Annotated in this window: 25 protein-coding genes and 1 tRNA gene; 12 read left to right on the plus strand and 14 right to left on the minus strand. The window is 52.7% G+C overall.

The window, feature by feature from the left end; genetic code table 11:
• Positions 1-10: 10 nt before the first annotated feature.
• The 6 genes from KSF73_09725 to KSF73_09750 all read right to left on the minus strand — a co-directional run bounded on the left by KSF73_09725 (position 11) and on the right by KSF73_09750 (position 4881).
• Positions 11-766, minus strand: coding sequence for a metal ABC transporter ATP-binding protein (locus tag KSF73_09725; GenBank protein MBV1775991.1), 756 nt, complete (start codon positions 764-766; stop codon positions 11-13).
• A complete protein-coding gene (locus KSF73_09730) occupies positions 763-960 on the minus strand; it encodes a hypothetical protein (GenBank protein MBV1775992.1) in 198 nt (65 codons plus the stop codon). Before KSF73_09730 ends, KSF73_09725 begins: the two co-directional genes overlap by 4 nt.
• Complete coding sequence (locus KSF73_09735) at positions 947-1411, minus strand: transcriptional repressor (GenBank protein MBV1775993.1); 465 nt, start codon at positions 1409-1411, stop codon at positions 947-949. The genes KSF73_09730 and KSF73_09735 overlap by 14 nt, the downstream gene beginning before the upstream one ends.
• Before the next feature lie 63 nt (positions 1412-1474).
• A complete protein-coding gene (locus KSF73_09740; GenBank protein ID MBV1775994.1) occupies positions 1475-1666 on the minus strand; it encodes a hypothetical protein in 192 nt (63 codons plus the stop codon).
• A gap of 113 nt (positions 1667-1779) precedes the next feature.
• Positions 1780-3933: a hypothetical protein gene (locus tag KSF73_09745; protein MBV1775995.1), complete on the minus strand. Its 2154-nt coding sequence runs from the start codon at positions 3931-3933 to the stop codon at positions 1780-1782.
• 357 nt (positions 3934-4290) lie between these two features.
• On the minus strand, positions 4291-4881 hold the full coding sequence (locus KSF73_09750; protein MBV1775996.1) for a superoxide dismutase [Fe]: 591 nt from the start codon (positions 4879-4881) through the stop codon (positions 4291-4293).
• Positions 4882-5084: 203 nt separating this feature from the next.
• Between KSF73_09750 and KSF73_09755 the strand changes: the two genes are divergently transcribed.
• From KSF73_09755 to KSF73_09765, 3 genes are all read left to right on the plus strand, one after another.
• On the plus strand, positions 5085-6002 hold the full coding sequence (locus KSF73_09755) for a CobD/CbiB family protein (protein ID MBV1775997.1): 918 nt from the start codon (positions 5085-5087) through the stop codon (positions 6000-6002).
• A 133-nt stretch (positions 6003-6135) separates the two neighbouring features.
• On the plus strand, positions 6136-6300 hold the full coding sequence (locus tag KSF73_09760; GenBank protein MBV1775998.1) for a hypothetical protein: 165 nt from the start codon (positions 6136-6138) through the stop codon (positions 6298-6300).
• Positions 6301-6430: 130 nt separating this feature from the next.
• Positions 6431-6691 carry a hypothetical protein gene (locus KSF73_09765; GenBank protein ID MBV1775999.1) on the plus strand — a complete coding sequence of 87 codons (261 nt, stop codon included), beginning with the start codon at positions 6431-6433 and terminating at the stop codon, positions 6689-6691.
• On the opposite strand, the gene tsaD is transcribed toward KSF73_09765, so the two are convergent.
• From tsaD to KSF73_09785, 4 genes are all read right to left on the minus strand, one after another.
• On the minus strand, positions 6669-7685 hold the full coding sequence (gene tsaD, locus KSF73_09770) for a tRNA (adenosine(37)-N6)-threonylcarbamoyltransferase complex transferase subunit TsaD (protein ID MBV1776000.1): 1017 nt from the start codon (positions 7683-7685) through the stop codon (positions 6669-6671). The genes KSF73_09765 and tsaD overlap by 23 nt on opposite strands.
• Positions 7686-7707: 22 nt before the next feature.
• On the minus strand, positions 7708-8889 hold the full coding sequence (locus KSF73_09775; protein MBV1776001.1) for a class I SAM-dependent methyltransferase: 1182 nt from the start codon (positions 8887-8889) through the stop codon (positions 7708-7710).
• Positions 8890-9086: 197 nt separating this feature from the next.
• On the minus strand, positions 9087-9398 hold the full coding sequence (gene cyaY, locus KSF73_09780; protein ID MBV1776002.1) for an iron donor protein CyaY: 312 nt from the start codon (positions 9396-9398) through the stop codon (positions 9087-9089).
• Between the two features lie 253 nt (positions 9399-9651).
• The gene (locus KSF73_09785; protein MBV1776003.1) at positions 9652-10419 is read right to left on the minus strand and encodes a c-type cytochrome; all 768 of its coding nucleotides are present in this window, start codon (positions 10417-10419) and stop codon (positions 9652-9654) included.
• A 146-nt stretch (positions 10420-10565) separates the two neighbouring features.
• Here KSF73_09785 and KSF73_09790 point away from each other — a divergent pair.
• From KSF73_09790 to KSF73_09820, 7 genes are all read left to right on the plus strand, one after another.
• A tRNA-Arg gene (locus tag KSF73_09790) sits at positions 10566-10642 on the plus strand.
• An 873-nt stretch (positions 10643-11515) separates the two neighbouring features.
• Positions 11516-12622: a hypothetical protein gene (locus tag KSF73_09795; GenBank protein MBV1776004.1), complete on the plus strand. Its 1107-nt coding sequence runs from the start codon at positions 11516-11518 to the stop codon at positions 12620-12622.
• A gap of 696 nt (positions 12623-13318) precedes the next feature.
• Complete coding sequence (locus KSF73_09800) at positions 13319-14665, plus strand: metallophosphoesterase (protein MBV1776005.1); 1347 nt, start codon at positions 13319-13321, stop codon at positions 14663-14665.
• Positions 14658-15719 carry a hypothetical protein gene (locus KSF73_09805; GenBank protein MBV1776006.1) on the plus strand — a complete coding sequence of 354 codons (1062 nt, stop codon included), beginning with the start codon at positions 14658-14660 and terminating at the stop codon, positions 15717-15719. The genes KSF73_09800 and KSF73_09805 overlap by 8 nt, the downstream gene beginning before the upstream one ends.
• 2 nt (positions 15720-15721) lie before the next feature.
• Positions 15722-16729, plus strand: coding sequence for a hypothetical protein (locus tag KSF73_09810; protein MBV1776007.1), 1008 nt, complete (start codon positions 15722-15724; stop codon positions 16727-16729).
• Complete coding sequence (locus KSF73_09815) at positions 16726-17601, plus strand: hypothetical protein (protein ID MBV1776008.1); 876 nt, start codon at positions 16726-16728, stop codon at positions 17599-17601. The genes KSF73_09810 and KSF73_09815 overlap by 4 nt, the downstream gene beginning before the upstream one ends.
• Positions 17602-17867: 266 nt before the next feature.
• Positions 17868-20270, plus strand: a complete 2403-nt coding sequence (locus KSF73_09820; GenBank protein ID MBV1776009.1) for a hypothetical protein — start codon at positions 17868-17870, stop codon at positions 20268-20270.
• 98 nt (positions 20271-20368) lie between these two features.
• On the opposite strand, the gene KSF73_09825 is transcribed toward KSF73_09820, so the two are convergent.
• Together KSF73_09825 and umuD are read right to left on the minus strand one after the other, a co-directional pair.
• On the minus strand, positions 20369-21673 hold the full coding sequence (locus KSF73_09825) for a Y-family DNA polymerase (GenBank protein ID MBV1776010.1): 1305 nt from the start codon (positions 21671-21673) through the stop codon (positions 20369-20371).
• A complete protein-coding gene (umuD, locus tag KSF73_09830; GenBank protein ID MBV1776011.1) occupies positions 21628-22128 on the minus strand; it encodes a translesion error-prone DNA polymerase V autoproteolytic subunit in 501 nt (166 codons plus the stop codon). The genes KSF73_09825 and umuD overlap by 46 nt, the downstream gene beginning before the upstream one ends.
• Before the next feature lie 80 nt (positions 22129-22208).
• On the opposite strand from umuD, the gene KSF73_09835 reads away from it, so the two are divergent.
• A complete protein-coding gene (locus KSF73_09835) occupies positions 22209-22892 on the plus strand; it encodes an SOS response-associated peptidase family protein (GenBank protein MBV1776012.1) in 684 nt (227 codons plus the stop codon).
• A 56-nt stretch (positions 22893-22948) separates the two neighbouring features.
• Here KSF73_09835 and KSF73_09840 read toward each other — a convergent pair whose 3' ends face one another.
• Positions 22949-23893, minus strand: a complete 945-nt coding sequence (locus KSF73_09840; protein MBV1776013.1) for a hypothetical protein — start codon at positions 23891-23893, stop codon at positions 22949-22951.
• A gap of 72 nt (positions 23894-23965) precedes the next feature.
• Between KSF73_09840 and KSF73_09845 the strand changes: the two genes are divergently transcribed.
• Positions 23966-24982, plus strand: a complete 1017-nt coding sequence (locus tag KSF73_09845) for a hypothetical protein (protein ID MBV1776014.1) — start codon at positions 23966-23968, stop codon at positions 24980-24982.
• A gap of 180 nt (positions 24983-25162) precedes the next feature.
• Here KSF73_09845 and KSF73_09850 read toward each other — a convergent pair whose 3' ends face one another.
• Entirely contained in the window at positions 25163-26053 is an 891-nt protein-coding gene (locus KSF73_09850; protein ID MBV1776015.1) for a replication-relaxation family protein, read from the minus strand.

Consider the following 26053-nt stretch of genomic DNA (forward strand, 5'->3'; position numbering starts at 1 on the left):
AGTGTCCTTGTCAGGTCGCTGGCGTAGTTTCGTCGCGATGGCATACACCGGCCCCATCTCGCCAGTTCTCGGCCATGGCATTGGCACGAGCCAGATTGTGATCGGTCATGACCTCTGCGGTAGGCCCCCAGGCAATGGCTTCGCGTGCCAGCAGCAGCGTATGCGCAAAGTGGTCGCGTACTTGCTGGAAATCATGCAGAACAGCAATGACGGTACGACCTTCTTCGCTGAAGCGCTTAATCAGGCGCAGCAGATCGACACTAGTGCGATGATCGAGCGCAGTAAAAGGTTCATCGAGCAAAATGAGCGGTGCATCGTCCAGTAAGATGCGCGCAAATTGCACGCGCTGGAATTGTCCGGCCGACAGCTCCTGAATCAGGCGATCACCAAAACCGCCCAGACCGACTTCCTCCAGCGCATGTTCGGCACGCTGACGGGTCTGTCGCGAGATCCGGCCAAACCAGCTGCTGCGGCGCCAGTTACCCAGTAACACAGAGTCGCGCACCGAAATCGGAAAGCTTCGATCGATGTCTGCCAGTTGCGGCAACCACGCCAGTTCCCGCGCCTTGCAGGCGCCAAAGCGGATGTGGCCATGATCGGGCTGAATGAGTCCGGCTATGGCTTTCAGCAGCGTGCTTTTTCCCGCACCGTTCGGGCCGACAATCGCCGTGGATTCACCAGCAGGGAAGGCACCACTCAGATGGTGCACGACAGGATGACGGCGATAGGCCAGCGTGACATTGTCGATGTGGAGTGCAGTACTCATGCTTGCGCTCCCATGGCCCACCACACCGCCAGCCACAGCAGGATCAGCGCAGGTAGGACGATGATCAAACGTTGAAAGGCAGAGAGGGCAAGCAGTGAGCCCGGCTTGATTAGCGCATGGCTATGCCCACGGTGTTTGTGCAAATCCCCGCCGTGCGTGTGCGAATGTGCGTGCCCGTGATCAGTGTGGCCCATGGCATGCTCCTTCGCTGCAATGGCTGCACACACCATGTACTTCGATGTGCTGAGGCGCAATCTGGAAGCCGTTTGCCACGCCAATGGCTGCGAGCAGGGCCGTCAGTTTGGGCTCTTGTGTTTCGAGTACATGCTTGCAATTCGAACAGATCAGCATCACCGATTGATGCGGATGCGTGAAAGAATGGCAGGGGACAAAGCTTTGTGTGGAATCGAGCTTGTGCACAAGTCCAACCGATACCAGAAAATCCAGTGCACGATAGACCGTCGGCGGAGCCGCGGTCGGGCGTTCCTTCTGGATGGCTGCGAGGATGTCGTATGCCTTGCACGCTCCTTCTGCCTTAAGTAGCAGAGACAATACTTCGCGACGCTGACTGGTCAGCTTTTCGCCTCGCACACTGCACCATTGATCGGCAGCGCTAAGGGCGTCATCCAGAATGGGATTGGACATCTGTTCTGATGAATGATGGGTGAAATGTTATAAAGTAACACATTTTACCCTGATTTGCCATGTTCAATCGGCAGGCGGTTCGGCTGGGGGCGTTGCAGCCGTATGGAGTGCGTTCAAACGCGCCATTTCCTGTGTAATCTCACGCCGCTTCAGTAAAACCCACACACGCAAGACAGTGGGGAAGATGCCAATCACCACCAGAAGCAGGATACCCGCAACAATCTTTCCCGCTGCCATCATGGCAATCGCAAACATTGCGATGACATATAGATATGCAATCCACATGACCATGAAAAAGAGCCCTTCACATTTGGAAAGGCTCCATTTTAGCTGGCTGACATACAACTCTGTAATTGTTCAGCGTCGCATCAGGCACGTTGATCAAGCATGCGTGTGGCGATTTGCTTGATTGTCCAGTCGTCGTGGCGTGTAAGGCGATCGAGAATTATTTGAGCTTCCTCGATTTTACCCTGATCAATCAGTCCCTGTGCGTGTGCGAGTTCATCCATACCGTCGAGCAGAAAGGTGGGCAAGTCGTTGGTAAAAGCCGGCTCGTTTGCCGTCTGCCGTACGTCGGTAATCGAGACCTGACGTGTAGATGTCGCGGCTGCATTTCCCGGCAACTCTGTGACAGGGGTCAGTGTAAATGTGGGGGTATCTGGCACATCGTGAGGGGCATCGACGGCTTGGATCTCTTCGGCTTCTGGTTTGACATCATCAAATGGTTGAAGGGCTGCATCGTGTATCTGTGGCTCAAGTTCAAAGACAATATCGTCGGAGGCAACGATTTTGGGCTGTAATTCGCTTGGTTCGATGTCTAGCGCCTGCGCCATTGAGACGACTTTTGCCCACAGCGCTTCGCTAATAAAGCGGGTTCGGAATTCGCGTGCAGTTTGGATAAACTCGTTCCGTTGCTTGTGGGCGCAATAAATGTCGAAAAGGCGGAGCCATCCATAAACCGTGGATGGGGACTTTTCGATTTCATGGCGAATAATATTGATGGCCTGATTCACAAAACCCGCTTCAAGCAGCAGGTTGATTTCTTCATTTAAATTATTCGCTTCGTTGACACTAGTTGATTCATCTGGCGGAACTGATTGCGAGACAACCGTGATGACAGGTGCCGGCACTTGCGCAGGCTCAGCCTCCGGTTCTGCCGGCTGTAAACTCGCTTGCGCATCACGACCGGGATCACTGCGGTCGCGACGGCGACGCTCCGACGCACCGGGTACGCGTGCCGGGGCATCAGTGCCTGCGAAAGCGTTTCGCCCTCTTTCGAAATCGATCACGGTTTGCAGGTCAGCCTCGTTCACCATTCGGCGCTTGCGATTTTGTGCTCGTAATGAGAAAAAGATTGCCACAATGGCCAGTGCAGCGGCGCCTACCGGGAGCCACTGCTGCAGCGGATCTGGTTGTGCAGCTTCGAGGGCTTTCTGGGCTTCGGCACGTGCTTTGGCAACGGATAGCTCGCGCTTGGCGATTTCACCTTGCAGGAATGCGATTTGACGCTCCTGCTGCTCAATGCGCCGGACGGTGTCTTTCTGGCGGGCAGTTACCTCCGCTAATTCATCGTAAAGCTTGCTCTCGCGCTCACTCATTTTGCGCAGCTGTTCGCTGGCTTCCGTCCCTTTGTCGGCCTGCTTGCTCCGCTTGCCGGGCGCGCCGTGTGAGAGCGTAAGGCGTGGCTCATTACTGTCTTGGTTGCCAGGTTTGGACGGGGCGGGGGCTTTTGCAGCGGCTGGTGCGGGCTTGGGTGGTGTCTGCTTGAGCATGCTGGCATCAGCTGGCTGCTGTTGCGCAGACTCAGCCTGGATCAGCAGAGAACGTGTCGCCTCCTTGTCGCGAGGTGGAATCCCCAGCTCTGACTCGGTGGGGAGGCGCAGTTGCACCCCCGGGGTGAGCAGATCGTAGGCGCCTTGCTGAACCTGCGGATTGAGTCGCTTGGCTAAATTGACAAATTTAACGCGCAAAGGACGTTCATTGGGAAAGAAAAAATCTGCCAGCCATTTGAGCGATTCTCCTTGGTGAACCTGCCAGGTCTGACCAAGTGTGGGTACATTCAAAGGGGCTGGCGCTGCGGACACCGGCGGCGCAATGGGTTGAACCGGGGCGTTCGCTACGACAGATGTCGTGGTTTTGTTATCGCTGGCCGAGTAATTTTGCGGGTCAAGCAGAACAGTGAAATTACGAGTGACATTTAATTGGTTGCAGTGCAGCACAATTTTGATCTGCACCATCGGATCAATTATGCGATTGGCGGAGCTGACATGCAGTATGCCGCTGCTGCCATCTCCGTCGGTTTGCCAGCGGTAATGCATGCCGCGCTGGAAATCGCCCTCCTCGGCATCGATCCTGCGTGTATCCATGCAGGCATCGTCAATGACCTCGCCCGGAGACAGTGCGATGAACAGGCTGGCCTCGAAGGGTTGCCCGAGATAGGAGTGAACCTTGAAATCCCCCAATGCAACGGCATTTGCGGGCACGAGTGCTGCGCCCAGCAAGGCTGCAATGGCGGAGTGCAATACGGTTCGTTTAAAAAATGAACCAGCAGTTATTTTTATCGAAGTATTGCACTGATCTTGCTTGGGCGAATAAATGCCGTTTTTATGTTTGATTAGGGTATCAGGCACAACAAGCTCCAAAGGGTTGCCGCCGTTTATGGTGTTTGCATATCGGCAATCCTGATTGACGCGCATGGCATTAAATGAAAGCCAGTTGCATGACGGTTTCATTTATTTATACCAGTACACTTGCCCTTTAGCACAGACCGCTCATGTATCATTTAGCTGGCGTGCATATTTTTTGGTGTATTTTGCAACAAAAAATGCCCGCGTAATTGCGGGCATTAATTATACGAATATTATAAATAACTACTTTATTTAGGCGGCGCGCTGGCTGATGACGTCCCAGTCAACCAGCAGCCAGAATGCTGCCAGGAAGTTCGGACGGCTGTTGCGGTAATCGATGTAGTAAGCGTGTTCCCACACATCGACAGTCAACAGTGCGGTATCAGCTGTCGTCAGCGGCGTACCTGCAGCGGAAGTATTGACGATGTCCAGCGAACCATCCGCTTTCTTGACCAGCCATGTCCAGCCAGAACCGAAGTTGCCGGCTGCAGCTGTGTTGAATGCCGTCTTGAATGCGTCGAACGAACCCCACTTGGCATTGATCGCGTCAGCCAGTGCACCTGACGGCGCACGCACTTCGCTGTTCGGATTGGGCTTGAAGCCCAGCCAGAAGAAAGTGTGGTTCCAGACCTGAGCCGCGTTGTTGAACAAGCCACCTGCCGGTGCCTTCTTCACGATCTCTTCCAGAGAAAGCGATGCGTTCTCTGTATCCTTGATCAGGTTGTTCAGGTTGGTGATATAAGTTTGATGGTGCTTGCCGTAGTGGTATTCCAGCGTTTCGCGGGACATGTGCGGAGCCAGCGCGTCCAGTTCATAAGGCAGTTTTGGCAGTGTATGTTCCATCTTGGATATCTCCTGTCGGTGCGCCGGGGGCGCATGAAGAAAGTCGGGCAACCTTGAGAGGATAGCCGATCATGGCGGTTGCGCCAATACCTGACTAAATTACTTTGCTATTGCACGGGCGCTTTGTTTGCAATGGACAAGGCAGTCCTGCGGCCAATGCGGTATGATGGACGCTATCCATACACAAAGATGAACAGCCCGCCATGACCTGGTTGTCTATTGTCCTTGCCCTGCTGCTAGAACAGTTTCTACCCATTGCCAAATCCAACCCTGTGCACAGTAGCTTCAAATCGTTTGCTGTCACGATCGAACGCAATTTCGATGCCGGGGAATACCGGCATGGGGTGGTTGCGTGGTGTCTGGCAGTCGCACTGCCCGCGCTACTGACATTGGCCGTATATTGGGGCTTGCATGCCGCTCTCCCCCTGGCTGCGTGGGGGTTCTCGTTTGTTATTCTGTATCTGACCATGGGGTTCCGTCAGTTCAGCTCGGCGTTTTCGGGTATCTCCGAGGCCTTGAAAACAGGCGAGATTGATGTCGCTCGCCGCTATCTGGCCGCCTGGACGCGTCAATCCACCTCAGAACTCGATGTAAACGAAATTTCACGCCTGGCCATCGAGCAAGGGCTGATCGATGCGTACCGTCATGTGTTTGGTCCTCTGTTCTGGTTCTGCTTGCTTGGGCCTGCGGGCGCCGTGGCATACCGCGCCGCTACAATTGTCGAACGTGAGTGGGGCGAGCGGTTTGTAAGGGTTGACGAACAATTCGGTGCCTTTTCGCACAGAGTGGCATGGTTGATCGACTGGATTCCGATCCGTTTGACTGCGGCTAGTTTTGCGCTAGTGGGGGATTTTGTCGATGCCGTATATTGCTGGAGAGGGCAGGCTGATCGCTGGCTTCACGAGGCGTATGGCATTTTGCTGGCTGCTGGCGCAGGGGCAATCGGGGTGCGCATTGGTTTGCCCTTGCGACAGGATCATACGGTCAAGTTCCGACCGGAATTGGGCGTAGGAGAGTTGGCTGACCCCGAAGCCCTGGCAGGGGCGGTCGGATTGGTCTGGCGCACGGTGATTTTCTGGCTGTTTATTGCGGCACTCGTCACTATCGTATTGTGGTTCTAGCTAGGCGAAGCAAAAAAGTTGCAAAGTGTGTCAACCGGATACGCATGAGGCACGTTAATGACGTCATGCACGTTCGAATAACGGATGGCATACAAGCACACTATCTACCGGTTAATTCGCAAGGAACACAAATATGTCCAAAATCATCGCTGCCCTGATCGCCGCTTCCGTTGCTGTGACTGGTTTTGCTGCAGACGAAGGTACCGCACCTGCTGCTCCGGCCAAGCACGCCAAGAAGCATGTCAAGAAGCATCACAAGGCCAAGAAGGCTGCAAAGGCTGCTGCTCCGCAGATGTAATCGGAGGCGTCATCAAGCGCAAAGGACGACCGAGGTCGTCCTTTTTTTGTACGTGCCGCCCTCATTCAGTCGTGCAAAGCAATGCCTGAACTATGCTGAGAAGATCTGCATTACAAGGAGAATCGGCATCATGACAAGCATGCACAGACCCGGTGCCAGGTTTCGCGTTCAAATCAATCCGACGGGAAAGGCAGCCGTTTCCCGCCCGATGGTGCGTACGGTGAGCGGAAGCTCACGCATTGTAGCCATGATCGGTATGATGCTGTACTGGGGTGTGTGGAGTGGCTGGATGGATTGGGGAAAGACAGGACTGGATGCAGCCATGTTTGTCTGCCTGCTCTGCCAGATTCCCCTGTTATTGCAATGGCTCAGGCGCTCGAGAGTTCGTTAAGCGGCCAGCGAGGACGTACCTTGAATGGCCCGGCCGGGCGCGTTTCTCCAAGCCGCATGGCACCTGCAAATGCGATCATGGCACCATTATCGGTGCAAAGATCTAGCGGCGGATAATAGACCTTGAACTTGCGGCGTACGGCCAGTCGATCAAGCTCAGCACGAAGTTGCCGATTAGCACCCACTCCCCCCGCGACAACCAGCTGAGACATACCTGTCTGCTTGAGAGCCGCCAGACATTTTTTGCTCAGTACCTCAACAACTGCTACCTGAAATGCTGCGCAGATATCTGCAATGGTGGTCTGGTCAAGTTGATCACCCTGCTTGTTTTTGAGTGTGAGTACGGCCGTTTTGAGACCTGCAAAGCTGAAGTCCAGATCGCCCGAGTGCAGCATGGGGCGGGGAAGCTCGAAGCGTTGCGGACTGCCGGTGTCAGCCAGCTTGGACAGGGCCGGGCCCCCGGGATAGCCAAGACCCAGCAGTTTGGCTGTTTTATCGAATGCCTCACCGGCAGCATCGTCTAGCGTCTCTCCGAGGATTTCATACTGACCAATACCACGTACCGCCATAAGCTGTGTATGACCACCGGATACCAGCAATGCTACGAACGGGAAGTCCGGACGCGGCTCGGCCAGTAGTGGCGAAAGCAAATGGCCTTCCAGGTGATGTACGCTGATCACCGGTTTGCCGAGTGCGACGCCCAGGCCGTTGGCCGTGGCTGCTGCAACCATTAAGGCGCCCGACAGACCGGGGCCTTCTGTGTAGGCGATGGCATCGATATCGCCAAGCTGCTTGCCGGACTCTTTCAGGCATGCATCCGTAAGTGGCAGTACGCGGCGGATATGGTCGCGCGATGCCAGCTCGGGTACTACGCCACCGTATTCGGCATGCATGGCCATTTGCGTATGCAGGTGATGAGCCAGCAAGCCAGACTCGGTGTCGTACAAGGCCACACCTGTTTCATCGCAAGAGGATTCGATTCCTAATACCAGCACAGTGATGTTCTCTATCTTTCGTTTAACTGAGCTTTCTCAGCAATAAACCCTTGAGGTAATCACCCTCCGGGAAGCTCAGCGCGACGGGATGATCGATATCGGCAGTGAAGCGCTCAATGATTTGCGCATCAGCATGTGCATCCCAAGCTGCACCGACAATGATTTTCTGAAATAAATCTGCACTCATTCCGCCGGAGCAGGTAAAAGTGGCCAGATAGCCACCCGGGCGCAACAGTTTGAATGCCCACAAATTGATATCTTTGTATGCACGCGCCGCACGTTCGACATGTTGCGCAGTGGGGGCGAACTTGGGCGGATCGAGAATAATCAGATCGTAGGATTTGCCCATGTCGCGCAGTTTGCGCAAGTGCTGAAACACATCTGCTTCCACCCATTCGGCACAATCGGCATTGAGATGAGTGTTCAGTGTCAGATTGGTGCGTGCTGCAGCGATAATCTCGGGTGAGCTATCAATCGACGTGACATGCTTTGCGCCACCAGCAAGCGCGGCCAGTGAAAATCCGCCGGTATAGCAAAAGCAGTTCAGCACCTCGCGGTCACGGGCGAGCTCTCCGATGCGGCGACGATTCTTGCGCTGATCGAGATAGTAGCCCGTCTTCTGACCCGCTGCGATATCTACGCGGTAGCGCAGGCCATTTTCCTCGATGTCTACGCTGGCCGGCAAGGTTCCGCGCAAGAGGCCTGTTTTCGGCGGGAGGCCTTCCAGTTCTCGGACATCGGCATCGGAGCGCTCGAATATGTGTGGGATACCGGTTTCTTCGGTCAGGATATCCAGCAAGGTTTCACGCCAGTATTCTGCGCCCGCCGATAAGCATTGCACAACCAGCATGTCACCATATTGATCGACCACGACGCCGGGCAGTCCATCTGATTCGCCATGTAATAATCGGGCTGCATTGCCATGAGACGCCAATTCACGGCGTGCGGCAATCGCACGGCGAATCCGTGTACGGAAAAACGACGCGTCTACGGGCTCATTTTCCAGAAAGCTCCAGACGCGAACGCGAATTTGCGAGGTATCGCACCAGGCGCCCCAGCCTAGAAAGCGGCCATCATGGGCGATGACACGTACTGTTTCACCCGCTACGGGTTCGCCTTCGGTTTTGGCAATGGCACCAGAAAAAATCCAGGGATGACGGTGTAACGAGGATTTCTCGCGCCCCGCCTTGATGTGAACGGTCATGGTCATATCAGGCTTTCGATCAGCCTGCCGGAGGTTCGGCAGACAGTAACTGTCGTGATTTCGTCAAGTAAGGACATTCAAACTCATGTAAGAATGCCGAGTAACCCTGCATTATGACGGCAGGGCTTCTACAGGTCAAAGCTGGTGGTCAGATAGTACCAATGTGCATTTAATGATGATGCGCGGCTAATTTCGGGTTACAGAGAAAAAGCCGTGTCAGCGTGTGCACTCACGAGTGCGGATAATTGTGCGGTAAGTAACCCGTCATCACGGGTGTTTCGCCAAACATGATCCGCGTATTTGTAATGAAATCCGCCGGAACGTGCCGCTACCCAGATTTCGCGGTTGGGTGTATGGCGATTGATGATCACCTTGGCGCCATCATCGAAAGATAGTTCCATGACACCACCTGTGACATTGATGTCGCAGTCAATGGATTGCGCATCAAGCGCCGATTCAATGCGTTCGAACATGGCATCGGCCAGCTCGAGGAAGTCGCTTTCGTTCATTGGCAGAAAAGGAGAGAGGTTGTTAGTATCTGACATTCTGCCATAAACACAGATCAAGCTCTCTCATGAAAATGCCCGTTCGCCTCATTCTGGCCACTTTGACCGCTGTGGCATTGCTTTCTGCATGTGGCTTTAAAGGACCGCTCACCATGCCACCTGCGGAGCCATCAAAAGCTTCAAGTAAATAAATTAGCGCCGTTAGACGTAAAAAAGCCCGCGATTCACGCGGGCTTTTTGCTGCAACAGACTCGAGTTACTTCGAGTTGCTGACCATGTATTCAACGGCAGTGCGGAACTCTTCATCGCTGCCTGCAAAGCCACCCTTAGGTGGCATGGCGTTTTTGCCCTTGATTGCGCTTGCAACCAGTGCGTCGAGACCCTGACCGACGCGTGGAGCCCAGGCTGCCTTGTCACCAAACTTCGGTGCGCCTGCTGCGCCGGTTGCATGGCACGCCATACATACGCTGTCGTAGATTTCCTTGCCCTTGGCGGCCGGATCAGCCTTGGCTTGTGCGCCACCAGCAGCTGCACCTGGTTCGGTGAACTTGGCACCGCCAGCATTGCCCATGAAGGCAACGGCACGCGCGACTTCATCATCGGTCAGATCGGCTGCGCCACCCTTGGCTGGCATGGCATTGAAGCCCTTCAGTGCGTGATCAACCAAGGTCTGGAAGCCCTTGCTGATGCGAGCGCCCCATGCAGCAGCGTCGCCAAACTTCGGCGAGCCAGCCAGACCCGCGCCGTGACAGGATACGCACACGCTTTCGTAAACGGCCTTGCCTGTACGGCTACCAGGTGGGCCGGATTCATCCAGCTTGCTCAGACCTGCAGGTTGCAGACGCGCTGCAATGGCTTCGTTGGTCATGGTGCCGCTGGCGGCGTTGGTGTTGATGCCACCGGTAATCAGTTTGACGATCAGGCTGATGAGAATAATCAGGAGGATCAGGCCCACGAGAGCGGGCACGACCATTCCAATCGCACCTTTTCCATTGTCGTGGTTCGCGCCGTTCGGTTCGCTCATGCTGCCATCCTTATATAGGGTTCGGTTGGTCGAAGAATTCGTAAACCCTGCGATTATAGCGGGATTATGGACGATCATAAACCTGTATGGCGCAGTTGCTGGACGGCGTTGTGAAAAGGCGCTATGCTTTCGGCCTCTCGCGCAATGCACCCATAGCTCAGTTGGATAGAGTGTCAGTTTCCGAAGCTGAAGGTCGCAGGTTCGATCCCTGCTGGGTGCGCCAGAATAATCAACGGGTTACAACTGAAAGGTTGTAGCCCGTTGTCGTTTTTGGGGTGCTGGGTATGACAGGGGGTATGACATGGAATTGACGTACTTTGCTTGTCGCTGCAGGATTGAACAGCGTTAGGATCTGCAACTAACTTCATGTGATTAGATTTTGCCTTGGCTGGCGTCTTGATGAAGGTGCTCAACTTAGAGGTAATAAATTATGTGCGGGTTCGAAGGCTTGTACTGGTTGTCGTCGGTTTTTCGGCCTGAACGGAAGTTGATCCAACTGTCATTGTCAGGCAGCATTGCTGCTGGTCACCATCCGTTCAATCTCTAACGTCACACATTTCCAAACAGATCGATTACCCGCAAAGTGCTTAGCTGGGGATTAATGGTCATACCATTTGTTAGTGGAAATGTTTGTTCGTTAGGATGGCTACTCTGTCCTGATGCGCTTACTCACGGTAGCGCCGACGTACGGGCAATCGAAATTCCTTTGCGAGCCTGATCCAAGCGTGCCCGAGCCGCCGCAATATTCTGATTTTCGGATTGAGCCCACTCAATAGGCGAAGGTATTTCTAGGTCGTCAAACTTACTCCACCACGAGGTGAACTCATTGAACGATTGGTGCATAGCGGACTTGACCGCAACATTGCAGGTCCATGAGGTATTTTAGCTTTGTAGCCGGCCTTCTGCAAAGCGAGGGAAAGGGTAGGCGACTAATCGAGAGGGAAGGTATTGCGACGCCTGAGTCAAGGATTGACAGATAGCCCGCTTCATCCACGATGACTCCCTCAATCTAATCAGCTAAGCGGCGATAGGTCAGTTCCCCAATTTCTACGAAATATGGCCACTGACTGTTTAAAAAAATAAAGGAAATGCTGTCATGACAAAGTCTCTCGTAGATCATGCAGTTGAACAGTTGGCCCGGCACTGGGCAGTGCCTTTTCTGCCCGGTCAGTCACATTTCGATGTGGCTATGCGTTATGCCCTGGAACAGTTTGAGACGACATTACGTGGAACTGCATATCAAGCTGACGAAACCTCTAAGATAGTTGTTCCTCTCGATATTGGGGAAGAGGAACGAACTGCTTCCCTTATAGGCTTTCTCAGTTCTTCGTTGAGCACTTTCCATCTTCTCGGGGCGTTAGGAGGCCAAGATGCGAATCTTGCCGAGTTGAAATGGGGTATCCAAGGAAAGGCCGCAGAGTCCCGAAGTGGCGGAGATTTTGGTCTGGCCGTTGAGTTTGAAGGACCGGATGCTCAGGTCTACTTTGCATTGGCTTTTTTTCAAGCCAAGAGTTTGGACTCAAAGGGCATGCTTGATGTGGGGCGGGCAGCGAGCGCCTATAGGAGGGATGGAGCAGATTTGGGGCTGAGAAATAGAGCCAATTGCCAGCTCTATGAGTTCCTCACTGCGCCAGAGAAGATGCAGGACAAAATGCCAATCCCTGGGGGATTTCAGCTGTTAAACCTTATATTCACCCAAAATGACGGACAGGTCGCTAGCGGAAGCGATGCCAACTGGGTTCATTATGTGGGGTGGGACAAGGTCAACGGCAACGCACTTTATGTGCCCCTGAAAACGGTCGTTTCAAAGCTGCGTCAAAAATTTGCTACCGCTGACCCCAAATTTCCGGCTGCTGGAAACAAATGGTGCAGTGACTGGCCTGGCGGCAAGCTGAATCTCGGGGATGAACTTGGGAGTCTTCATGACCTTTTGCGGATCGAACACATATGTGCCGGAAAGAACTGGTTGCATGTCAATGCACCAACTGCGGAAACGTTGATCGGGGAGCTTATGAAGCTAGGGCAGAGATGGTACTTTGCGGGGCGTGCTGGAGCAGACGGGTTGGCAGCTAATTTGGCGGCGCGGAACGACACCGTTTTCAAGGCGCCGACCGCGCCCGCGATTGAGGCGGCTCAAGCGAACGCTTATGAGGCCGCCAAGACTCTAGACAATACTCAGTCAACAAGCCCTAGCATGCCGTAACAATCGAAATCATCTAGTCAAAATTCTTGACGCAACGACAACCATTGCGTTGCAGAATTGTTCAACGTCCAGAAAGATTAGAAATCCGCAGCCTTCCTTCGGTCATTTAATCGGATCGGTACCGCAAGGAAGGCGAGCGAATTTGGACAGTAACGCTTTGTCATGAGTTCGAACATGGCGTGAACTGCTTCATGACAGGAAACCCGTCGGGGTTATCCCAACTTTAGCTTTGTGGGTAGCCATGCTGGATTCCGTCAAAAGTCTTCCATTTATTATCGTGGCAAACCCGCTGTTAGTTTTCACTTACGGGCATAATCGCTCATAAAAGCGTCCGAGAGAAAGGAGATGTGCCACATCGAACTTCGTGCGAATTTCGGTCAGTTTGGTCTCAAGTGCCGGCGTCAATGGCCCTTTCAATAGTCTCAATACCATCGGTGAAGGTGTGCAATACCGTACGAAACGTCAGAGTCTTAGCTGCCGGTGGTGGCTGCTCAGCTGACCGGCCGGTGATTAGTTGATTCCCAACGCTGAGCCGACACGAAAAAAGCTATGTAACTCCCATGCTAACCTCCTCTTCGAAGTAAATTTTAGGATTTGAGGGCGTTGTGAATAAGAGGAAATGACAGGTAATATCCTTGATATAAAACTTCCATGTTTTATGCACTTCTTTTAAAAACTTAATATCGGTGATGATGTATGTCGATTGCTTTTATTCACTTATCGGACATCCACTTCGGACAGGAGAAGGGTGGCACGCTTGTAATCCACAACGATGCCAAAGAACGCTTAGTCGAGGATATTGAACGAGAAGTCAAGAAGCTTCCCGAAGGTATAGCAAGGGGGATAATCATTTCCGGGGACATCGCGTACGCGGGCAAGCATGACGAATATGCTGATGCGGGGAAATGGCTCGACCGGGTCGCGAATGCCGCCGGTTGCGCAATTACCGATATACAAGTGGTTCCTGGCAACCACGATATCGACCGTGATAGGATTTCGGCGGCAACCGCTTGGATGCTTCAAGAGATTGCTGACAAAGGCGAGTCAGAATTAGACAGGTTTCTGAGTTCGCAAATGGATCGTGAGCTCCTGTACGCAAGATTCTCGGCCTACCAACCATTTGCCGAGGCTTACGGATCACCGCTTGACAACCTAGGAGGTTTTACCGGTAATCGCATCGTCCAACTCGCACCGGGTCGATCCTTGCGTTTTATAGGGATGAATACCGCTCTTACCTGCGGCAATAAGGACCAGGAAGGGAGACTTCTTCTTGGTGCCCGTCAGCGGGTGCTGCCGCTCACTCCCGGTGAAGAGTTGGTGGTCATCGCGCATCATCCGCTGAGATGGCTTCAGGATTCTGAGGACGCACAGAAATATCTATCCAATCGAGCTCGGGTATTTATCACCGGCCACGAGCATTCGCCGTCGGTCAAGGTCGACTCCATCGAAGATGGCTGCGATCTGATGCTTCTTCAAGCAGGTGCGACGGTTCCACCCACCGCCGACGAGACTTTTACTTACACCTACAATATCCTGGAGTTCGATTGGGATGCCAAAACCGATGCTTTGATCGTAATCGTCCATCCCAGAGTGTGGTCGGAAGACAAGAAAAACTTCCGAACCGATGAAGACCGACTAGACGAGATGCAGCCTCGATACTTCCTTGGATGTCCAAACTTCCGCCAGGCAAGTCGGGTGCCCTCTATGATGCCAACGAAAGCGGCTGATACCATGCAACCCACGGTTACGGTGCCAGTTGTTCAAGAGGCGGGAGTCATCGAAGTGAGAAAGGAGCCGTCAATGCCGGCGAAATTCTCGCTTCTGAGACTGAGATTCTTCCGTGACCTGAGCGGCGCCCAACGCTTGCGTGTGCTAGTGGACTTGAATGCCTTGCCGGACGACTGGCGGGAACTTCTGACGCATAGTATCGAGGTACAAATCCTCGATTCCCTGCAGCGCACTAACCGCCTCGATGACCTTGAGGTAGCCATCAATAAGATCGAAGCCGAACACATAAAACAGGAGGGCAAGGAACATGGTTAATATCGCGAAACACATCCGCATCTTTATCACTGACCCATCGGACGATCTCGTCGATAAGCGTACCGCCGCGATCACGAAACTCACTGCCGCCCTTAGCAAGAAAGGTCGCCTGCCGGAAATTCTTCAATTGGCCAGTAGCGTTGCAGCCGGAGTGATTGACCCAAATAGGCTTAGTACGACCTTGGCTACAGAAGTTGAAGCTGCGATTAAGGAACGCAGTACCGCTTTTGATCGGGATGGAAACGAATTGGAAGTCCTGATCTGTCTGCTCCTTGCCATGTGCCTGCGCCTGGAAAATCACGAAGCCGGTGCCACACTTCAATCGTCAAACGAATCTTGGGCTGCAGCGGTATGGTCGGCACTTTCCTTTCAACCATCCCGGTCCGAGCCCAAACTTGAAGCGCTGCGCCATGAATTGATGGCCAAGGCTCAGGCTCTAGTTCTTGCCTCGGGTGAGAACAGCCGTAGGCGCTTGGAAGTACCCGACTTCTCCATCGAGGGTGGAGACGAAAGTGATGACGAGGATGAGTCCCAAGAGGATGATATCGCCCAGTTCAAAGAGGACTTTATGGCAGGTACTGAAGCGACGATTGAGGCGCTACGTACGAATGCAGACCTTGACCGAGAAGAACTCGATCTCCTTTGGTGGGCCCTAGGGGACTGGAGTGGCCTCCTAGATATGAGGTTATCCACCTTGTCCGCTCCCACCGCCGCCGTAACCTGCGGAATCGAGATTGGCCGTGCTCTACGAAAATTGCCTGCGTCGGCTCACAAGCATCTTGCGCTTCGGAATATTACCGAAGACGCTGAGCCTTTAAACCTACCTGAATTGATCGAGGCCATCGGTACTCAAAAAGAAAAACTACTCTCGGCATTTGCCAATCGGCAGTGGCTTTCGGAATTCCCTGAAGTATTCCCGCTGCTTCATGCATTGCAGACAGGAAGAACATCCGCTGACGGCTCCAATCAGAAACGCTCGCTGCGTGACTGGGGCGCCCGAGCGTTGCTAGAAACTTCAATATTGTTTGTGCGTGCCAACGATAGGGCTGAATAATTATGCAAGAGGGATGTGGCCGTCCAGAGTGCACCGTTGCCCAGACAGGCAAGTGCCTCCTCAACAACGATCCTGCAACCTGCGCCGAGAAAATCGGAACTCTGGTTAGTCTTGGCGACGGCGAACTCGACATCGAGGCGGAGCTAACCACCCGTCTAGAACCACCCAAGGTAAAGCCAAAATTTCCGTCCAGTTTCACCCTCTCGCCCGATGAAACTCGGAACTTAATGTCCGAGCGCTATTGTCATGTCGTGGGAATCCTCGGAGCTCCGGATGCGGGAAAGACCGCCTGCTTGGTCAGCCTCTACCTGCTGCTAGGTCGGGCGAAGTTAGATGGCTTTGAGTTCTGCGATAGCCGTACTCTAATCGCTTTTGAAGAAATCGCTCGAGGTGCCAGGCGCTGGGACAACGGCCATATTCCCGAGCAGATGACCAGCCACACGAAACTCGCCGACGAGCGGGCGGCTGGATACCTGCATCTCCGCCTGCGCGCTGACGCAACTGGTCAACGCGTAGATCTGCTCTTGCCCGATCTGCCAGGGGAATGGACAAACACCCTCATCGACAACAACCGGGTTGACCGGCTCGACTTCTTGAAATCGGCGGACGTCCTATGGATCATGCTCGACGGCAGAAATCTCATTGAGACAGCAAGCCGTATGCATGCAATCCACCGAGCGCGTCTGCTACTCCAGCGGGTCGCAACCTTCCTTTCTCCTGTAACGCCTCCAGTCCTTCTGGTCATCACGCGGCTCGATTTGGGCAAACCCGCCGAGAACACGCTCGAGAAACTGGTAGATGAAGCAGCCTCGCTCGGCATCAAACTGCGAATTGCGCACCTGGCATCATTTGCCGACGGCGCGGAAATTGATGCGGGCACAGGGATTTCCGATTTGCTGCTGCATACGGTCAGCCCGAAGGAATCCCTAACCAAATTTTGGGAAGATGAAGAAGGTCGAGACGGACATCGATCTGTTTTGCGGTTTCGGAAATTGGGAGCGACGTTTTGAAGGCAAATTCAATTGTGCTGGTTGGCGCACCAGACTCCGGCAAAACAAATTACCTTGGGCGACTTTGGGCTGCACTACGCGCAAGACAAGGGAGGCTGGCAGCTCCCGAAATTCCACCTGACATCCAGTATGTGGAACAAACGCTCGAACACTTGATGCATGGAGACTTCGCACCGCGTTCCGACAAAAGCTTGGCAGTTAGTCGGCACAACTTTGTGGTTCCAGTCAAACGAACTGATGTTAGTGATGTCGATGGGTTCAGTATCGTTGTTCCGGATGTTTCCGGCGAATTATGGAAATCTGCAGTAGAGACCTTCGAGATTTCCGAAGAATGGATGGAGCAACTTCAACGCTCAGTTGGAGCGTTGCTGTTTGTCAGGGTGCTGTCCAATCAAAACGTGACTCCGCTTGATTGGGTGACTGCAGAAAGGCTCTTGAAGCTGCATCCGGCGGTCGAGGACGAAAGCCACAAAATTCCGACACAAGTGATGTTGTGCGAACTGCTGCGTTTTTTGGAATACACGCTGCAGCCGTGCAATGAAGGTACACTCCCTCGCGTTGCAATCGTCGTTACAGCTTGGGATTTACTCGATGCGGAGCTACGGGCTGCAGGTCCGATGGCCTACCTGCAAACCGAATACCCACTTTTCGTGGGTAAATTGGCGGATACTGAGAGAGTGGAAGTCAAAGCATTCGGCGTCACTATTGTCGGTGGCGACTTCGAGGATCAGGAATTCCGTACAGAATTTCTTGAGAATGGCGATCTTCAGCATGCTGGGCACTGTGTCTTCGAATTGGATGACAAGATAATGGAGGAAGCAGATTTGACCTATCCCGTTGCTTGGTTGGTCGAGCCACTGCAAAAAACATGACCGAGATTCGGATTGACCAGCAGATTCACGGCTACCGCTACGGACACGAGCTGTTGGGCTCAACGCTCAAACTCGCGAGTACGGATCAAGATGTAGTCGATCGCTTGTCAGATATATCCGGCCCCCTCCGGCCCAGCGAGACTTTCGAACCATACCTAACCGCTTATCCTCTGCCAAGCCGGAAATACTATGTGTTGGCCCGGACATGGCAAGATTTGGATGCGCCCCGCGCAGGTTGTGTTCTGACGCGAAGTCTAATCGTCCCCATGGACGACTGGGCAACAATGACATCCCCGGCGGTACTTCTCCAATGGATGACGCCGATATCCCCGAACGAACTAAACATCGAACCTCAATACATAAAGCTCTTGGGTAAAACGCTACCGCCTGTCAATGACCGGCGCATTGCTGAACTGTTCGAAGCAATATTTTTGGAGAGCCGCCAAGCAACAGTGATGTTCGATGTACCGGAGGCTGAAGTTATTGCGCTGCGCCTGCTATCCGCCTTGTGGCCAGCCTTGCGAAGCAATTTCTCCATATGTACGTTCGCCCTATCCCCTAGGACACTGCACGAGTCTAAGTTGTTCGACCTCCTGTTTGCTCCGAAAGCCGCCCGTCCGCGCTTTACGGACTGGGCCGGGCGACGAATTGAGGGTGGCACGTCTTCTGGTACATCACGCCATCGATGGACCGACGCAACGGCCCAGCGAGTCTTCTGCTCACCGGAGCCTAGTCTTACGGGATTGGATTCGCTTGGCGCAATGAAATCCGACCGGAAGGGGGATGAAACGGCGCTACGGCTGGTTCTCCTATGGAACGAACTGCTCGAAAAATCGAAGACTTCCCCCTCTGCCGTGCTCGGCCTCCTCGACATCCTCAGTTCACAAGGGATGACCTTTCGGGATGCTTCTGATGAGTTGCTTCCTTTGACGGAAGCTAGTGTCCAATTGGCAGTAGCTCATTTCCGGCCGAGCGAAGCTTGGACTTTCCTAATTGCGCTCCTTGGAAAGTTTTCCCCGCAATTGCCTCCCAAGGCATTAATTCGCAAGATTCGAGACGGCGCTGTTGCACTGACGCAAGCGGACTTTACTGCCACAGTTCATTTTTTTGCTGCTCAACGCGATGAGGCTCGCCCTGTTCCGGCTTTGATTGCTACTGGCCTAGGAAATGGGTTGGCAAGCCAAGATATCCCAGTCCTTCGTGATGTGGCTGAAAAACTCAGCAGACAAACGCTTTGCCTGCTACTTGCCTACAGCCCCGCATTCGCTGCCTCGGTAGCACGATCGGTTGATGTCATGGCCAGTAGCGAATGGATACAGAGTATCGTCAACACCCTAAGCATTCGTGACGCCAGCGTGAGGTGCAGGGCACGAAGGAATTTCCTTCCTAGGCTCGACAATGCGGCCCAGGCGCCCCTATTAGAGCCGCTTCTCGCGGAGATGAGCCCGTTGGCACTTGCTGCGGCTGTTTCGCTCATTTGGGAAAAGACCAAATTTTCCGTCGAGGCCTTCGATGAACCATTTTGGCGCGCCGCCCGTGGTGAAGAGAGACTCCAAGCGCTACGCGAGGCGATTCTCTCGACTAAAGAGACCGACGAGTCCAATCGTTTCCTCGCTAGCACTTTACGGCTCGATGAAACCGACGTTAACTGGGTATGTTTGGAGAGAGGTTTGAACTCTGAACGTATGACTGAACTGCTCGCTAGGTTACTGGAAAACAGCGATGAGCACTCAATTCAAGCAATCACGCGGCGAACTGACATTACTCGCCTCCTCGTCGATAAGCTGAGACAAAATTCCTCCCGTGCAGCAACTCAGATTGGACGCCTGCTAGTGACAGGACAATTGAATGTCGAGGAACTGCTTAGAGCTGGAAACGAGATACTTCCTTATGTTGCCGAAACTATTCGATCCGACCTTGTACACACAATGTTGTTTAGAGGGTTTGCCGAGGGCGGCCCGTCGATCACCCCACGATTGGTGGACGTCATTGCAGTCTTAGCTGACCATGTCGACACCTATCAAATCGTCCTTGCTGCAACATCTCCTGAGATCAACTCCAACCAGATTGGCGAAAATGTAGCGCTGCTCGGTCAAACCAAGGGACAGCTACGTCACGAAATCATCTCGCACATTGGAGTGCTCACGGATCGCTTGGTCAACCGCCGTGGCAATTATCTGAGTGCCCAGGCTATCGAAGTGTGGGCCTGTCTCCTTGCCGAATCCGGTGACGTTAACCAACAAGCACAAATCGGCGCAGCCGCAACCGTACTCTCTTATGCACTTCGAAACGTCAATGGACCACACAGTCCTCTGGTCGTGGCAGCCTTCCCTGTTATTTATAAACAATTGCGAGCAGAACAAGATCCGCCGCCAGGGCTGTTTGCGTCTTTCTTCTTCCAGGATTGGGATCGATGTCGAACGGCGCGCAAGGACATAGTCGATGCATACATGCGCTCGTCTTGGCCGCCCGCTGATTTGTTGCTAGCCGCCAGCCGGGCTGGCGATGGCCCCCGGGTGTTAAAGCGGGTCTCACGTGAATACCGTGGATCACAATATATAAAGGCCATCGCTGACGACCTTTACCGATTTCCTGATTCGGTGCGCTGGGCGCTGATCCAACAACTCGAAATATTCAACTCTGATCCGTCACCATTTTTGGACAAGTGAATCCCCCCTGTTTCTGCACTATTTCGAGCTTCTGTTTAGCTCCTTAAATCAGCTGCAGGGTGTGGGATTCTCGAATGTCAGCAATGGCCGACATTCAGTCACACCCCCACCAACTCCCCCCACCTCGTCGTATACCGTGGTGACCGCCGATCCTGCCTCATCCGCCAGATCGGCTTCACCCCGGCACTCGCCAGCTGAATTGAACCACGCCCGAATTCCCCATTAATCCGATCCATCACCGTCATCAGCCGTTTACGCCGCTCCAACTCCACCACATCATCCAGCAACGACGGCTGCGCCTGACTCCGGTCAATCAGATCCATCAGCATCACCCCCGCCTTCTGATATGCGAAGCCTTCCTTAAAAATGCGCTCCAGCCCAAACAGCGCATAGTACGTCAGCAGTAACGTATCGTCCGTGGCACTTGGCAGCGGCACAGTAATTCCCTTGCTGTACTGCGGTTCCTTCTGGCTGAACGGATTGGTCCGGATAAAGACATTCAGCGTATGCGCCATGGATTGCTGCGACCGCAGCTTTTCAGCGGCACGTGCGATGTAGGTGGATACGGATTCCTGAAGCGAGGTCAGATCAGATACATAGGTGCCAAAGCTGCGGCTACACAGAATCTGCTGCCGCTTTTCCGGCGAATCCTGCATGCCGATACACGTCTCTCCACGCAACTCGCGCACAGTGCGTTCAAGTACAACTGAGAACTGCTGGCGAATCCAGTTAGGCGAAGCAGCGCGTAGATCGGCCACAGTCATGATCTGCATGCGGTTGAGTTGAGCGCTCATTTGTCTGCCAACACCCCAGACTTCGCTGACATCCGTTTCGCGCATGATGGCAGTGATTTCATTCGCCGGAAGCGATGCTAGATCGCAGACACCATTCAAAGCTGGCCGCTTCTTTGCAAAATGATTAGCCAGCTTGGCGAGGGTTTTCGTCGGGGCAATGCCGACGCACACGGGAATGCCTACCCACTGTTTTACTCGGGCGCGAATCTGCTGACCGTAATCATTGAGGTCCAGATGCGGGAATCCGCTCAGGTCGAGGAAGGATTCATCGATCGAATAGACTTCTTGTTCCGGGCTGAACTGGCCGATGACCGACATCATGCGCTGGCTCATGTCGCCATAAAGCGCGTAATTGCTACTGAAGGCCTGAATCGGATGCTGGCGGCAGAGTTCTTTTAGCTGAAACCACGGCACGCCCATCTTGATACCGAGCGCTTTGGCCTCCTGGCTACGCGCCACCACGCAGCCATCGTTATTCGAGAGCACGACGATGGTTTTGCCTTCGAGCTTGGGATTGAACACCCGCTCGCAGGAGACGTAGAAGTTGTTGCCATCAATCAGCGCTAGGCGTGACGGAAACGCCGAATAGTCGATGTCACCACACCCCATACTGTCAACTCCTGTCCTTCCTGAATATCGATCACTGGAAAATCCGGATTCTCCGGCACGAGGCGGACAATGCCGTTGCGCAGGTAGAGACGCTTCACCGTCATCTCGCCATCGAGCACGGCCACTACAATGTCGTCATGCCGTGGGGTGAGTGACTTATCGACGATCAGCACGTCTCCTTCGTAGATGTGCGCGTCCTTCATCGACTCGCCTTTGACCCGGACAAAATACGTCGAGGCCGGATGCTCGATCAGAATCTCGTCGAGACTGATGTCCTCATCCATATGGTCGGCGGCAGGCGATGGAAAGCCTGCGGCGATCTTGCTGCTGGCAATGGGTAGACGTACCGTGTTTGCACCGGGTATCAGCTGCACGACGTCATGCTCGCACTGACGTGGTAACGACACTCCGCTATGTCGGATCTGCACGGCTTCTGAAGTTGCTTGCTGGCTCATGGGACTTCCTGTGAAATAACGGATACACCGGTCAATTATAGAAAGAGAACGTACGTTCTCTAAATATATCGCAAATCAACATGTGCACAAACTACCGTCCGACTTCCCGTGAAGAATTGATTGAACATTTCGGCGTGCCGACTCAGGCGGAATTCCCTGACTGGCGCAGTGAGGCCTGGCAGGACTATCAGGCGCCGATCATTCTGGGAGATGGGCAAAAGCGGGAAGCGCGACTGGCGAGTTATGCCTTTGTACCAAAGCAACACATCCCGCCCGGCGTGAAGCGCTTTAGCACCATGAATGCGCGCGCGGAAACGATTGGTGAGTTACGCAGTTATGGCCGTTTCTGGCGGAGTGCACAGTTGTGTTTGGTACCGATGGTGGGATTCTACGAGCCGTGCTACGAATCCGGCAAAGCGGTGCGCTGGCATATCGGACTAGAACACGATGCACCTTTTGCTGTCGCCGGACTCTGGCGGGAGTGGCAGGAGCAGGATGGCAGTCTCTGCTATGCGTTCACGCAGATCACCATCAATGCGGATGATCATCCGGTGATGAAGCGGTTTCACAAGCCGGATGACGAAAAGCGGTCGCTGGTCATTGTGCCGGAGTGGGAGTATGACGATTGGCTGGGGTGCCGAAATCCGGAGGTGGCGAGGTCGTTTTTGAAGTTGTTTCCGGCGGAGGGGATGGTGGTTAGGGCTGCAGCGTTGGCGCCGAGAAATAAGGCGGCAAGCGGGCCGGTGTCGGGGGAGTTGTTTTGATCTATTGGGGAATCAATTTGCTAATTTCCCTGATCCGGCCCTGAATAGCAGATACTTTAGGGTGCTTGCCAGAATGCGGTGCAAATTTTATTTAATCCGGATATTAATTGTTCCTTTTTATTTCTAGGTACTTTCCAAAAGCGATCCCCAGTTCGCTGCCCACCTAGTGAATAAATTAACTTATGTATTGGAATAAATGTGGTGTTGTGGATGTAATTAATTTGTCTAATTCTTATGTGATATTCGAATTCGTCTAGGTATATTTTTGCCATTCCAAAAGAATATGCCGTACTCCATTTAGAATTAATGGTTGAAGATGATTTTTGAGAATTCTGTAATTTACTGTTGATTGCCTGAATTTCAATTTCTACTGCGCGCTTTGCCTGTGTCTGCATTACTTCTAGGTCTGGATGATGAATCCAGTTCTTGTACTCCACGCCCGAAATGACGGCTTGATGGAGGGTATCCCATGTGTCTACCTCAACTAGACTTAGATTGATTTCAAGTGCTGGTTCATTGTGAAGGATTATTTTATTTCGCTTTTCTTCGTCCACAAAATGAGTTACTGCGACTTCGATGAAGTATCGGCTTATTTCATCAATGCCTATTGCGTCAGGCCTAATATCGCCAAGATGCTTTTCGAGCGTAACTTCCTCAAAGTGAATGAGTCGTTCATTTTGAGTCTCTGTACGACTAACCAATGCGTCATTTAATGCACGGGAGGAGTAAGTTTCACTAAGAATTGGAAGCATCATCTTTGATTCGCTCTTTATCATCTGCTGTGCGGCGAGGTGAAGCGCAGTCATTGCACCAGATGCACAGTCTGATCCGCTGGCATGCGCAAAATGCCAAGCTTTCACATTTCCCTTTTTGGCAACCAGACTATGTCCGCATGCGGGGCAGTAACATTCACAGGCTAATCCGCGTGGTACATCTTGAATGGCAACGGAATTGCCGGCCTGATCTAGTGCGAAGTACTGAAGCGTGCATGAAAGTTCCATATACTGTCTTCCTTTGAAGTAGGTGTTGATATACGGAACTCAGTCTGACGAGGTAAGTGATGGATAAACAGGGTGAAAACCGGTTTGAAACCGGTTCGGTTAGATTTCAAGTTGTTGATTTTTTTTGAAAATGCTAGCGCAGAGTGGAAAGGCAAAAAGCGGATGCAGTGCGCATCGCTTTTGCGAGCCCTCATTCGGTTGTACAGGAAATATCCTGAAAGAGAGGGATTTCAGGGGGTCGAAATCGTAGAAGAAATGGAACTAGAAGCGGCGACCGGCTGCCTGGGTAGCCCTGCCAAACCTGCTGATCCTGACAGGATCAGAAAATTTGCAAGGGAGTTGTTCAAAGATCTTCAAAAATGTTTTGATGAAAAGTTATCAGGCATACAGCAAAGACTATCGGAAAAAGGATTTGCAGAATCTATTCGCCTTTTTAAATTTGAGAGTACGGGTGGACCAGGAAACCCAAGTCTGTACGGAATTGAATTTGAAAGTATTCCTGAAATAAATATTTCTACTCGCTCGGACTGTTTGCCGGATCCCTCAAAATTTCCATATGTAACCTATCGAGAAGATGATGTAATAGCAAAAGGTAGGCTGATAAATGTTTTTAGATTGGGGATGAGGCTTGAGGGGGTAGGTAAGTGGATGACAGTTTTGTGGTTGGTTTTTCTATTGGGGGTATCTGTACTTTTTGGCGTCCTGATTTTGATTCAGGTTTTTTATCTGAAACATAAGCTGGATGATGTGAGTATTTTATTCAATGCAGCATTGATTTTATTCTTTGTTCATCATTTTAAATTTGTTGTTTCGCTTCCTGCGGTAAGGGTAGCACTTGCGCCAGGATGGCTACAAAATGAAGAGCGCGATTTGATTGTGAGTTGGGGAAAGAACCCCGGGCAGCCGGCGGTTTTGAAGTTGATTCGATATGGGGCCAATTGTCCGATATGCGGTGGTGAAATACGCTTGAGAGCTGGGCGCATTAGATTCATGGGGCGGATAATTGGAGCGTGTGAGAATTCGCCGCGTGAGCATGTGTATAGCTTTGATCATGTCATGAGGCGAGGGAAGCTTCTGGTTGATTATTGAATTGACCAGTACGGTGAGCCCGAGCCAGAAGGTGCCTCGCTTTTACTTAAATGTAGTGGCAGTAAATTAGAGACGCAGTCAGCGCGATTAAGAGCATTGCCCACATTGGCAATGAAAAATACATTCGACATCCGTGGAAAAGGATAGAAATTATAAAGCGAGTGATCGGAAAAGGTTTGTTCATGGAGTGACCTTTAATTTTGCAGTGATATATGCACCATCGGGCCATTCATCAAGGACGTAAAATCGGAAATGATCAAGGTGCGCCTGTGACAGTTCGCCAACATGCGTAGCCTTGCCGTTTTTTCCTTCAAGCCTCAGCTGTTTCAGTCGTCCGAAGTTTCTTGCCAATCGGGCAGCAAATTCTTGGTCTGGGCAAAGGTAGTCGATTCGCGACCATCTCCGGTCCCTCTTGATCAGAGCGATATAAGCGCCCAGAACGGCCTCATAACGTTTGTCTGTCTTGATTTCGCGCTCGATTTCCACGGCAATGCATTGCCCTTCGAGATTGATCATTTCGCCATCGGGTATTTTGGACAAACCGGTTCCCATCATCATCCGTGCCGGCTTCCAGGCAGACCATCCCAGTTTTTCGGCCCGAATGCGCGCTTTCTGCGTCGCAATTTGATGTGGCACAAAAAGAGGGCTGATCTTAGATGATTCCCACGGTGAACGTTGCTCAGGGTCTTCTGATAGATCCCATGCATATGCCAGTCCCTGTGCGGTGATACCGTATAGGACACTGCGAACCACTCCGCGGTGACTGGGGATGAAAACCGTACCCGAATTTACATACCCAACCTGCTTTAGTTGTTTCATCAGCGCATAGGCAGCTGGGTAGGCGATGGCTAATAGATGTGAGATCACATCGACGGTTGTCCAGATTTCATCGCGTAGGAATCTAAGTGCAGTTCGGCGCTTTTCCTCCGCGCGAGCCATGCGTTTGGCAGGGTCGGCGATCAAATGTTTACTCTGCCTTGTACGGCGATTGCTGGACGTGCCGCCGGCAATTGTCTTCTCTGAGATCGTGACCTTTTCCCCTTGATTTTCGCTCGCTGTGTGATCGTTCAT

It is taken from the genome of Burkholderiaceae bacterium DAT-1 (genome assembly GCA_019084025.1).
GTDB lineage: Bacteria > Pseudomonadota > Gammaproteobacteria > Burkholderiales > Chitinimonadaceae > DAT-1.